This window comes from Paenibacillus sp. 22594 (genome assembly GCF_052044425.1).
GTDB lineage: Bacteria > Bacillota > Bacilli > Paenibacillales > Paenibacillaceae > Paenibacillus_AQ.
Window position 1 is genome coordinate 992,574 of record NZ_JBQENA010000001.1, and the last position, 11,826, is coordinate 1,004,399.

Below are 11,826 nucleotides of genomic sequence, written 5' to 3' on the forward strand. Positions count from 1 at the left end.
ACGCGATGAATTATTATCCGAAGCTGGAGTTAGCAGAATCTAATATTGCCTTCTTTCATCACGAATTTAACCTTTCGAAGATTGTCTATATTGGCAAGTGGATCTCCTTCAATGACAAATAGATCAGCCTTCTTAGCAGTTTGGATAGTTCCAATCTCGTGAGACAGATTACATATCTTTGCACCTACTGAAGTTGCCGCTACAATTATTTGCATCGGTGTGAGACCAGCGTCGCCTAACAAGCGGATTTCTTCCCATGGCATTCCTAACCTATACCATGGTTTTTCTTCTTCAATAAAGTCATCACCCAAGCCGATCTCCCCACCCGCCTGGACAAACCTTCGGACATTGTCCAGCCCTTGTTTTAAAAGAGGGGCTCCAAATTTGTCTTGAAACATCTTTAATACAGTGAGTGTAGGTACTATTCGAACGTTTTTTTCTACCATCTGACGTATCAAGTCATCATCTAAACGGTCATAGATCATGTGTGCAGCATCGTGAATTCCCGAATTCACTAGAATCTGGAGATTTTTGGCGTTGGTTACATGAGCAGACACATGGGCTCCCATTTCCCTAGCTTCCTTACAAATGGTTTCCAGAATCTCCTGATTAAGCTTAGGCAGTCCGAACGTACTGGGGTCATATCCATCTTCAAGAGCGGTCTTTATAAAGTGAATCCCTTTTTCTAATACCTCGCGAACCTTAAGCCTGGCTTCTTCCACATTTCCAACACCGATGGGTTCTTGCCCTCCATATCCCCCGGGAGCCGTAAAAACTTTACCTGGCGTGATAAGTCTGGGAAAAAGCACACTATCCAGCCTGTTCGAATGTGCTATAACATCATCAATCGTTGCATTTGTAGTCATTCCCTCGTCGCGAATCGTAGTAATTCCCTCTTCAAAACATGCAGCTAAATACTCTTTATGGTACCCCTGAAAAGGCTCATTCTGCAAAAATTTAAAGCTGGTGTGCGCATGTGTATGAATAAATCCTGGTAACATCACAAGTCCGTTCAGGTCTATTTCTTTTACTTTTCCATTCTTAACTTGGGTATTCCGATATTCTGTTATGGTACCGAATCTACCGTTTACAACTTCTATTGTTGCATTTTTTATCGGCTGCCTACCCGTTCCATCGATTAAAGTCACGTTTGTTAGTAACAATGTTTCGTTTCTCATGGTAGAGTAACTCCTCAGTGAAGATTGTTTTTCATCCAGAGAAAGTATATTACACAATAATTACTAGACGAAGATACTATTTCTTTATAATTCGTTTTTTACTTACTTTTAAATCTACTCTTTTCCATGTCCACGAATGAATTTAGTATCGATTGATACCACCTCATACTCACATAAACAAGCCGCATCGGCAGAAACCCGGTGCGGCTTGTTTGCAGTCTATTTTTTACCATAGACGATCTTTTTGATGCTGTCGCAGGACAGGCAGAACCGTTCTGCCAGCTCCTGGGTGGTGAGGCCTGAGGAATACTGCTTCCTAATATCATTATTACGGTTGGAGAGATACGTTCTGCCGCCGGAGTGCTCGCCCCATTTGGCCCGTTGCCCTTCCGGTTTAGGCACATACAGCATTCCGCCGTGCATATATTTCTGGATTTCCTTCAGTAACTTTTCCGGTAGTACAATATCTGCATTTACATATTTCATGGTAGCTCCGCTCCTTAAAATTAATGAACTTTTTAAGGTAGCAAAGTCTACTGTACAAACAACGATTCCCTATCCATGAATCAAAGCGGCATCTTATCTTCAGCTCTATACAAACAACCGCTGTTGTTGTTCATCCGTAGACTTTGCATAGAGCTGAACCCTAATCTTCTCATCAAATACCCTCCTCTCCTTTAACCCTAGGCATTATAACTGAATACCTTTTCCTTATAATACCATTGATTGGGTTGAGAAAAAAAGGGTATCGTCTCCTGCTTTCAGTTCCGGGCATGCCGCTTCACATAACGCTCCCGGTAATCCTTCGGGCTTTTGCCGCTGTATTTCTTGAAGGCGCGACAGAAACCGGTGAAGCTGGAATAGCCGGTAAACATGGCAATATCGGTCAGCTTCAGCGTATTTCCCTGCAGCAGCTGCTCGGCCTCGGCCATCCGCAGTCTTGTAACATAATCGTCCATGGGAATGCCGACATGCTGCTTGAACAGCCCCGACAAATACGTCTCATTGAAATGGAATCTCTCTGCCAGGGATGAAAGATCCTGCTCGCAGCAAAAGTGCTCCCCGATATCTTTCCGGACTGCCTCGATCATCTGCCGGCCGCTGGATAAGCGGATCTTCTGCACTTCATCCATCACAAGCAGCGCCAGTTCTTCAATCTTCTCCCGTATCCCTTCACGCGACTGGTAATCGGCTATGGTAATCTGGCATTTCCATAAATACTTCTGCACAGCAGAGCCGCCGAGCTCGAACTTTTGGGCAATCGAGCTGAATACCAGAAGCAGACGCAGCGCCAGAAAGGTAAATACAAACATGGGTGTATCCCTTTCGCTGCTGATAAGGGCATCAAGGTGCATTCGGAAGGCATTCATGTCCATATTTTCGATCACTCGGGCCAACATCCGTTCCACCTCAGGAGTAAAAAACTCCATCAGCTCCCGCACCTGTCTGCTTTCACCTTCCGCTTCCCTGTAATTGGGACTCTGGTTCCAAGAGAGCATACACGAGGTATAAGCATTCTTTAACCGCTTCAGCCCCTTCACTTGCTCCCCAATCCCTGCTGCACATTCCAGCTTCAGATTGCTGGCAGTACTCTGCTTCAGTCCCTCTATGAAACGCTGTGATTTATGGGCATGCTCCGGTCCAGATTTCAAAATAACGAGAAAGTACATCATCGCAGAGTTAAATTCATCTCTGAACGGATAGATTCCCTTCCACCCGGCGGACGTCTCCCGGCAGATCTTCTGATACGCCAGCTTCAACAGGTCCTTCCACTCCTGGCGGTCTGTCCCTTTTGCTGAGGGCACTTTGATCTCCAGGGCGGCAATCTGCAGCTTCAAATCATTTGCTGTCAACGGATTAAGCTGCAGTTGCTGCAGACGTTCTCTAATAACGGCCATACTGTTCCATTCATCCTTGATTAACTGCAGTAAAAAGCTCTCCTGCAGCCGCTGCAGCGCTTCATTCCCGCTTGACGCTTCCGAGGCAATCGGGAAACCCAATGCTTCCCAATCCCCTTTGCCGTTGATGCTGCTGCGGATTCCCTGTTCACTATCTACAAGCATGCTCTCAAATATGATCCTCACTCCTTGGTATCAGTATGGACCAATAACCTGAGATGTATTGCTGTTCCCCTGTTCAAAAAAAACAAAAAAAGGACCCCGCCGGCGACCGGCGGGGCCAAAGATTATATTAAAGGGGGGTTATGAATTCAATATATACCCGCAAGCTTAAATCCAGATGAAAGTAAGCTAAAGATTGCATTAAACCGCTTAAATTTTGAATTTCTCCACCAATCCCTGCAGTTCTTTTGCACTTTGCGTATTCTCATCGGCCATCGTTGCTTCATGCAAGGTTTTCTCTACGATATCTGCCGTTTTCTCAGCAATATCCTGCACGCCGATGGCCCCTTCATTTACAGTAGTCGCAACTTCATTAATCGCAATGGCTACGCTGGACACGGTCTCACTCAAATGGTCGGCGGCTTCTCCGAACTGATTCATTAGCTCATCAATGGCAGAAGCGTCACTGTTATATTGCTCACTGACCTCTGCAAGACGCTCATAATCTCCCAAAACATTATGATCGATAAACTCAAGCATAGCCTCGGAATGCTCCTTCATTTGCTCTACAGAAGAATAGACATTCTTGACAACTCCCTGAATACCTGCCGCTGTTTCGGAGGATTTCTCGGCCAGCTTGCGGATCTCACCCGCTACCACAGCGAATCCCCGCCCTGCTTCTCCGGCCCGTGCGGCCTCAATCGCAGCATTTAATGCGAGCAGATTGGTCTGGCTGGTAATAGAGAGAATGGTGTCCGCCAGTACGTTGATTTCATGAATCGAGCCTGACTGCTCAATGGCCTTTTCCATCTCCACACGCACCGATTCATAGATCCGTTTGGCATTGTCTATAGACTCGGTGGCGTCATGCTGTAGCGCAAGCGCCCGCTCGGTGATCTGACCGGACACACCGGCACCGTCCTTAACACGCCCTGAGATGCTGCGGACATTACTCTCAATCTCATGAATAGCTGCTGACATTTCCTGCGTGGAGGCTGCGGTTTCTTCCATCCCTGCTGACAACTGCTCTGTTGTCGCCGAATTATCATGGGCATTCTCCCGCACGTCATTGGACAGCTTCTCCAGCATCTCCGCATTGTCCAGCACCTTCGTGGAGATGGTAACCAGGCTGCTGGCCATCTCCCTCAGCACCGCCCGGGTATGGAACATCGCTTTGGCGATGGTTCCGGTTTCGTCTTTATTTTTCAACAGATACTCGTATTGCGAGTCGTATTTGAGATCCAGCTCCGCGGTGCGGTTAATCATCTCAGTCAGCTTGATGATCGGCGAAGAAATCCGGGTAGCCACTGAGATCCCTACGAGCAAGGTCAGCAGCAGGCTCCCGATACCCAATAAAATAATATAGTTCGTCATGTTGTCAACAGGCTTCATAATTTCGCCAAGATCACCTGTCAGCACCAGTGTCCAATTCGTTACCGGCAGAACGGTAAAGGCAGCTTTTTTCTCAGCACCCTTGTAGGTATATTGAACGTTACCGTCTGCAACCTTCTCACCAGCTTTGATCTTTTCTACCACTGCTTTGATCTGAGCATTTTCTATCGCTGTTCCGATCTTGGTTTCATCGGGATGAAACAGGATGTTCCCGGTCTCATCCACAAGGTACGCGTAGGAAGAAGGTGCATTGGCCACCTTCGCATCGGACAAATATTTAATGATACTGTTCGCATACACTGCTGATGCCACGAAACCGATCATCTTGCCGCCACTGGTTACAGGATGCACAAATGCCAGAATATAGGCGCCTGTTGACTTGGATTTCAGCGTTTCACTGATTACAGGTCCGGCAGTTTTCATCACATTCTTGGTGTAGTTTCTTTCACTTAAGTCTGTTCCGATTAGCTTGGTATCACTATCTGCTATCAGGATCCCCTTCATGTTGGCCACGAACATATGCTCCAGATTGCCTGCGTCCTTCACCATCTGTTGAAGTTTGGTATTCACCCCAGCCTGCAGCGGGTCCCCCGTACTTGCCAAATTGCCGTCTTCAGATTTCAGCAGCAGTTCAGCGATTTCAGATTCACCTGCAACAAGCTCCATATTGCGCTTTTCTTTGTCAATCATCGCTTCAATGGTCTGTGCTTTGTTGGTGTTCACCTGCCCCATTGCAGTATCGGTCAGATTCAGAATAGTCTTAGTAGATTTGCTGTACGTAAAAACCCCCATTAATAACGTAGAAATCAGTGTAACGACGATCATCAACACCGAAAGCTTCATCCGAATCTTCATTTTTCTCTACATCCTTCCGCCCTAATCTATTGTTCCAACCCTAAAGCAGTAACATTTATTACAATTACTATCGGATTCAAGACCGAAATAGTTAATGTTTTTTGGATGTTTTTGGGGAATATTATCGTATTTTGTCGAAATTTTAGATAAAATTTAGGACTTTAGTCATAACGATAAATATCTTGGAGAAATTGAAACAGTGCAGCAAACCTATTATTTCTGGTTGAATTCAAACAAGCACCTTAGACACGGAGGTTCTCCGGCTTAGATGCTTTTAGATCACGGCGTTATTCAGGCCATACTGTTAGTTATCTCCACTACAACCCAGGATAGAATCAGGACAATGTTCCCCCAAATCAGTAATTTTTTCGGAGCAGCAAACCTCTTCCATTCTCCATCCTTAAGCCCCCAGGCGCTACTGATGATCAAGGATAAGCCGTTAAAGGCCAACCACCCCGCCACAGCTATTCATTGCCGCCGAGCCTAACCCGGCTACAGAAATACATGAAAAAAATCAGAAAAATGACCGCAGCGTTAGGCTACGGTCTTGTCTTGTAAGGAATATTACCTGAACTTCCAGCCGCGCAGCAGTTAGAGCTGGCGGAGAACGATTCAGACACCCTGCGGGAACAAAGCATCAAGCGCCGGGCAAGGCTGTTTGTCAAGGAACTCAGACAGCGGTGCAGGCATGTTGCTGTAGAGATCCTTTAACGAGGTGCCTTTATAAATATTGCCGATAATGACCGGGTGACACAGCTCGGAGATCAGGATATCGCCATTGCCGTGCAGGTGCAGCTGTTTCTTACCTTCGATGCAGTGCGGGAAATATACTCCAGGCTGCTCCTGAAAGCCCAGCGCCTCCATAAAACGGTCCATGCAGGTGAAGTATAGAGTGGTATCTTCTTTTTTGCGGGCAATCAGCTCGCTTACGGCATTCTTCAATTGTTCGCGGGCCGCGATCGCCTTCCAGCCGGTATGGCCCATAATAATGCTGTTCTGGATTTCATGGGTTCTGACTCCCATTGCATAGACATGATCGCTGATTTCCTGCATATTGTCCTGTGTCTCGCTGAACAGCAGAGTCTCCAGCACCACATCCACACTGGTCTTGGCGAACATCGTGATGTTTTCTCTGATTTTATCATAGATGCTGGTATGGATATTATAATAGCGCGAGAAGGCCTCGGCGGTTGTGAAATTGAAGGAAATATGTATCGTAGTCAGTCCGGCATGGACCAGCTGGCCGATCCGTTCCTCGGTCAAAAGGCTGCCGTTGGAATTCAGTTGGGTCTGAATGCCCCGGGATGCGCAGTAGCTGACAATCTCCAGACAGTCTTGAAACTTCAGGGTCACTTCTCCGCCGGAAAGACGGACCCGCTTCAGATGGGGCAGCTCCTCCAGGATGCGGATTACTTCTTTGCCTTTGATGCTCTGTCCGTCGTTTCTGTTATAAGCACAGCAGTAATCGCAGCGGAAATTGCAATTCGAGGTTACTCCAACCTCCAGCCCTTCCAGCTCATACGTTAGCGGTTTGTCCAGCTCAAGTGATTTATATTTCATGCTCATGCTCAATAGTCCTCCTGAAAATAAGATGTCATCGTTGTCTGCCCACAACATAAAGGTTGCAGGTACTACTTAGGTGAACCTTAAAAATTATACAGGTTTGCCGCACAGGTTAATGTGACATTTGTTGTGATGTAAAAACGCAAAAAGCCACTCTATGGTGCATGAGTGGCTATAATGGCTTATATGAATGCAATGGGCATGAAGCAGATTTGGTATTCTTTACAATTCTACCGACTTCCCCATCTCGCTTAACACCGGCTGGCCGATCAGACCCAGACGCCAGATGGCGATGCCCTTAAGGCCGTAGCGTTTGGCCAAACCAATCTTGGCATTGACCGAGGTTTCGTTCTCGCTGTATACCGAAATGCCAAGAATCAGCTTGTCCTTGCTGACCTGCTGTAAGGCAAGACGGATGGATTCATCGACCTTGTTCATCGGCTCCGGTCCGGTCTCACCCTCATAAGCGTAAGCCATAATGACCAGATCGTCGGCCAGTGAGGCCAGCGTCTTGTAATCATATCCTTTATATGAACTATTGAGGGGATGCAGAATAACCGTAAGTTTCAGGTTCGCAGCCTTTGCTTTGGCGGACAGATTCTTGACAAAGGTGTTGTATTGACTCTGCACAAGCGCCTTGTCCCCGGTCATGCCAAGCCCCTCCAGGTCCAGGGCAATCCCTTGAAAGCCCTTCTGCGTCGCGGTGTCCACAATACTGGATATCGTCTGCTGCTGAAGCTGCAGATCCTCCACATTCTTGGTCAGCTCCAGCTCCTTGTCGCCAGAATATACCATCAGATATGGAGCTGTTCCCCCAGCAGCTGCATTCTGAACAATCGATTCTGGTGTGACATCACCTGCTGCCTGTGGCCACCGGAACTCTGTGCCCGAGGTAGTGTATTGTCCACTGCGGTCAATTCGGCTCCAGCCAAAGGCAACGGCATCAAAATCCGGAATCAGCGAAACCTCGCTGTAAGCGCCCTGTGCGTAGAAGCCAAGCGTGTATATATCCTTCTTTGGCGAAGTGATCGAGACCGTCTTTGTAGCCTGATTCCAGGTTACTCCGGCGCCGAACTGCTGGCCAAAAAAGCTGAGCGGGATCATCGTCGTGCCGCGGACATTCTGGGGAGCGACGGCCAGCTTCACGGCTGCGCCGTTGACAGACGCGCTTGTTTTGCCCAGAGTAAGAATGACTTTCTTGGTGCCTGAAGCATCATTATTTGTCGCGGTAATCTGTTTGGCCGCCTGATTCCATTCCACCTTGACACCCAGCGCTTCGGATATCGCCCGGAACGGTACCATGGTGGTCCCGCTCATCACTGCCGGTTCTACCGGAAACGGTAGCGGGTATCCGTCGAGTACAATACTTACACCGCCTGCTGCGGCGTGAACCCCGTCTGTAGGAAGCGAAGTAAAACCTGCCGCTGTAATCGCTGCGCACAATACTATTGTAGCTATACGCTTCATTACTCCATTCTCCATTCTGTAGGATATGATTTCAAATCTCTCAATTAGCAATACCTCTATCATTTTACCAAACCAGGTATTTATAGCAAATTAATAGATTGTAACCATAACTCCCCTTACATGAATGCGCTAAGAAAGATCCCCACTGCACGTTCTGCATCCACATCTACTGCCACCTCGATGAACTCGCCTACCTTGGGCTGAGCCCGGAGATCCGCGACCACCATACCGGCGGTATGCTCACCCTGATGCTCCACGCGCACCTTCATCTGCCGGCAGGTCAGCAGGTCCGGCTGCAGTGCAGCCATCAGCGCCAGCGGATCATGCAGCGGCGCACTGTTGATAAGATAATTGGCTTCCCGGTAAAATTTAAAATAAAACGCCAGTGATTCGTCCATAAATTGAATGATGTCCCTGCAATCCTCCCGTCCGAACCGTTTGAGAAGCTCCAAATGTTCTGAAGTAATGCGTGTCTTCAGCGTAACGTCCAGTCCCACCATCAGTACCGGCATCCCTGAAGTGAATACCCGGTCAGCCGCTTCGGGGTCGCCCCAAATATTGGCCTCGGCAACAGGCGTCACATTCCCTGGCTTAAAAATAGTGCCGCCCATCACAGCTACCTTCTTCAGCTTGCCTGTAAGTTCTGGGTCAAGATCTAGCGCAAGCGACAGATTCGTCAGACGTCCGAGTGTAACCAGCACAATTTCGCCGGGATGCTCATTCGCCAGCCGTACGATAAATTCTGCCGCCGTCTCGCTCACCGGTCGCTGGGTTGAAGGTGGAAGCTGTACGCCGCCAATGCCGTTTTCGCCATGCACATGGGTGGAGAAACCGGTAAGCTCACGGACCAATGCCCGGGAAGCGCCGATGGCAACCGGAACCTCATACCCCGGATTCGCCAGCGCCAGCAGTCTAAGGGTATTGTCCGCCGCCTGCGCAACATCAATATTGCCAAACACTGTGGTTATGCCTTCAACCACCACGCCTGGAGTCCGCAATGCGTACAGGATGGCAAGTGCGTCATCAATGCCGGTATCGCAGTCTATAATCATTCGGGTTGTACTCATCTCTATGATCTCCACTCCTATGATGTATCTCTATTTGTAGAAGTCCGCCGTCCCTCCCGAACATAACCTGTTCTAAGGAGATACGGCGGACCTATGATTATCGTGTTCTTATTTTACATAAGGTGCAGCAGACTGACAGAAACGCTCCAGTGCTTCTGCAAGAACGGAACGCGGGCAAGCCAGATTAATGCGCAGATGGCCTTGTCCCTCTGTGCCAAATACAGAACCTTCATTAAAGGCCACCTTCGCTTCACGGTACATCAGCTTTTTCAAACCGTCAGCGTCCAGTCCGAGTGCGCGGCAATCGATCCACAACAGGTAAGTGGCTTCCGGAGTCATTGGCTTCACTTGAGGAAGATGCTCTCCAAGGTAACGGGTGGCATACTCCACATTTCCGCTGATATGCTGCACCAGCTCATCCAGCCATTCCGCGCCTTCATTGTATGCTGCTTCTACAGCCTCTGGCGTAAAGAAAGCAGACATGTGCAGACTGAGCGTCTTAAGCTTGTACTCAAATTTCCTTCTCATTTCCGGATTGGAGGTAACGGTGTATGAGGTTTGCAGTCCCGGCAGATTAAAGGTTTTGGTAGCCGCAAGCGTAGTCAGTGTGATATTCGACAGCTCCTCAGACAAGGAGGCGAACGGAATATGCTTGTGGCCCGGCATTGCCAGATCACAATGAATTTCATCCGAGATTATCGTTACGCCGTGCCGCAGGCATAGTTCCCCAAGACGCAGCAGCTCATCCCGCTCCCACACTCTCCCGCCCGGATTATGCGGACTGCACAGCAGCAGCAGCTTAGCACCGCCGATCATCAGCTCTTCGAGCTGGTCGTAATCCATGACATAATGGCCTTCTTCAAGTTTCAGCGGATTGATGGCCACCTTGCGGTCATTCATCCGGATCACATCATAAAAAGGATAATACACCGGCGACTGCAGAATCACCTGATCTCCCGGGTTGCTGAACAGCTCTACCGAAAGGCTCAGCGATGTAACGATTCCGGGGGAATCCGTAATCCATTCCTTTTGAATCTCCCAGTCATGACGTCTGCGGTACCAGCCCGTAATCGCCTCTTTATAAGAATCGCTCGTCACGCTGTAGCCGTATATCCCCTCCTGCACACGGCGCAGAATGGCTTCTTGTACCGCAGGGGGGCTCTCAAAGTCCATATCCGCCACCCAGAGTGGAAGAATCTCCTTGTCTCCGAACAGCTTTTCGGACTGGTCCCATTTGTATGAACGGGTATTGCGGCGGTCAATGATACGGTTAAAATCGTACTTCAACTAAAATCACCCCATCCTTTCTGCTTGTTCATTTATTGTAACATGGGGAGACACTTCCGGCACCCTGATTCAGGTTGACCTTTATTTAATACCGATGCTTCCTGAATGGCTTTTGACATATAAGGAATTCTCCCCGGCACCAATAGTACCATCTACTTTCTCGTCTGTTTTCTCCGTGGTTAAGAGATTCGCCAAGTGAACCGTTGTATCTCCTTTGGCATTTTCCACTGCCACTTTCAAGCTGGCTGGCGCTGTTTGATAATCAACTTGAATGTCCCCAGTTTTTGTTTCAACTCTCATTTCACCTTTTTCATTTACCCCATTAAGCACGATTTCGCCGCTTTTAGAATAAAGATTCATGACTGGACTGGTTACATTTTTAAAATAGAGGTCATTCCCCCTGGCAGCTACGTCTATTCGTTCAAATGAGCTATCCTTTACATTCAGGTCCCCTTCAATTAAATTTAAGTCCCCTGAATCTGCTTCAACTTGATTTAATTTCATACTGCCTGCTTTATTTTCAACGATTAAATTATGGGTTGCTAGCGCTCGAATATGGATATCTCCTTCATTGTTGACTATTCTGACTTGTTCTACTGTATTTTTGGGGATTAAAACCGTGATGGTTCCCTCTTTATGAAAAGAAAAAGCTGAGAAGGCCCCGCCAATTTGCTTATCTTGTTGAATAACTAAGTTATTCGATTGACGTGTCACTGCAACAGGGGCCTTCTTCTTATCCGTCTGATTCCCCTCAATGTCTACATGGACTTGATTGTCTGTTGATTCCTTCACAAGAAGCTCCCATGAATCATTATTGATTTCGATGCTCTGAATTTCTTTCGCCGGGATATCTTCTGTTAGCTCAAAATTTTGAGATCCACCTTGCAAGCCAATAACGAGGATTCCCACCAGAATAACCGCCATCGATATCCAAATCCACTTATTTGATTTCATAGT

9 protein-coding genes are annotated in these 11,826 nt (G+C 47.8%); all 9 read right to left on the reverse strand.

The window, feature by feature from the left end; all coding sequences use genetic code 11:
• Positions 1-29 precede the first annotated feature (29 nt).
• Positions 30-1,178 carry an amidohydrolase family protein gene (locus ACTJKB_RS04645; RefSeq protein ID WP_440832078.1) on the reverse strand — a complete coding sequence of 383 codons (1,149 nt, stop codon included), beginning with the start codon at positions 1,176-1,178 and terminating at the stop codon, positions 30-32.
• 219 nt (positions 1,179-1,397) lie between these two features.
• A complete protein-coding gene (locus tag ACTJKB_RS04650) occupies positions 1,398-1,664 on the reverse strand; it encodes a CD3324 family protein (RefSeq protein WP_440832079.1) in 267 nt (88 codons plus the stop codon).
• Between the two features lie 275 nt (positions 1,665-1,939).
• Positions 1,940-3,241 carry a response regulator transcription factor gene (locus ACTJKB_RS04655; RefSeq protein WP_440832081.1) on the reverse strand — a complete coding sequence of 434 codons (1,302 nt, stop codon included), beginning with the start codon at positions 3,239-3,241 and terminating at the stop codon, positions 1,940-1,942.
• A gap of 207 nt (positions 3,242-3,448) precedes the next feature.
• Positions 3,449-5,485, reverse strand: a complete 2,037-nt coding sequence (locus ACTJKB_RS04660; RefSeq protein ID WP_440832083.1) for a methyl-accepting chemotaxis protein — start codon at positions 5,483-5,485, stop codon at positions 3,449-3,451.
• Positions 5,486-6,097: 612 nt separating this feature from the next.
• A complete protein-coding gene (locus tag ACTJKB_RS04665) occupies positions 6,098-7,057 on the reverse strand; it encodes a radical SAM protein (protein ID WP_074086040.1) in 960 nt (319 codons plus the stop codon).
• Positions 7,058-7,270: 213 nt separating this feature from the next.
• Positions 7,271-8,515 (reverse strand): stalk domain-containing protein, encoded by a 1,245-nt coding sequence (locus ACTJKB_RS04670; RefSeq protein ID WP_440832085.1) that lies wholly within the window; start codon positions 8,513-8,515, stop codon positions 7,271-7,273.
• Positions 8,516-8,631: 116 nt separating this feature from the next.
• The gene (locus tag ACTJKB_RS04675) at positions 8,632-9,582 is read right to left on the reverse strand and encodes a nucleoside hydrolase (RefSeq protein WP_440832086.1); all 951 of its coding nucleotides are present in this window, start codon (positions 9,580-9,582) and stop codon (positions 8,632-8,634) included.
• A 108-nt stretch (positions 9,583-9,690) separates the two neighbouring features.
• On the reverse strand, positions 9,691-10,869 hold the full coding sequence (locus ACTJKB_RS04680) for a MalY/PatB family protein (RefSeq protein ID WP_440832087.1): 1,179 nt from the start codon (positions 10,867-10,869) through the stop codon (positions 9,691-9,693).
• A gap of 81 nt (positions 10,870-10,950) precedes the next feature.
• Positions 10,951-11,823 carry a DUF4097 family beta strand repeat-containing protein gene (locus ACTJKB_RS04685; protein ID WP_440832088.1) on the reverse strand — a complete coding sequence of 291 codons (873 nt, stop codon included), beginning with the start codon at positions 11,821-11,823 and terminating at the stop codon, positions 10,951-10,953.
• Positions 11,824-11,826: the final 3 nt, after the last annotated feature.

Bases quoted from the DNA above. Each gene is read 5' to 3' on its own strand.
- ACTJKB_RS04645 (WP_440832078.1), bottom strand. From the start codon at position 1,178: ATGAGAAACGAAACATTGTTACTAACAAACGTGACTTTAATCGATGGA.
- ACTJKB_RS04650 (WP_440832079.1), bottom strand. From the start codon at position 1,664: ATGAAATATGTAAATGCAGATATTGTACTACCGGAAAAGTTACTGAAG.
- ACTJKB_RS04655 (WP_440832081.1), bottom strand. From the start codon at position 3,241: ATGCTTGTAGATAGTGAACAGGGAATCCGCAGCAGCATCAACGGCAAA.
- ACTJKB_RS04660 (WP_440832083.1), bottom strand. From the start codon at position 5,485: ATGAAGATTCGGATGAAGCTTTCGGTGTTGATGATCGTCGTTACACTG.
- ACTJKB_RS04670 (WP_440832085.1), bottom strand. From the start codon at position 8,515: ATGAAGCGTATAGCTACAATAGTATTGTGCGCAGCGATTACAGCGGCA.
- ACTJKB_RS04675 (WP_440832086.1), bottom strand. From the start codon at position 9,582: ATGAGTACAACCCGAATGATTATAGACTGCGATACCGGCATTGATGAC.
- ACTJKB_RS04685 (WP_440832088.1), bottom strand. From the start codon at position 11,823: ATGAAATCAAATAAGTGGATTTGGATATCGATGGCGGTTATTCTGGTG.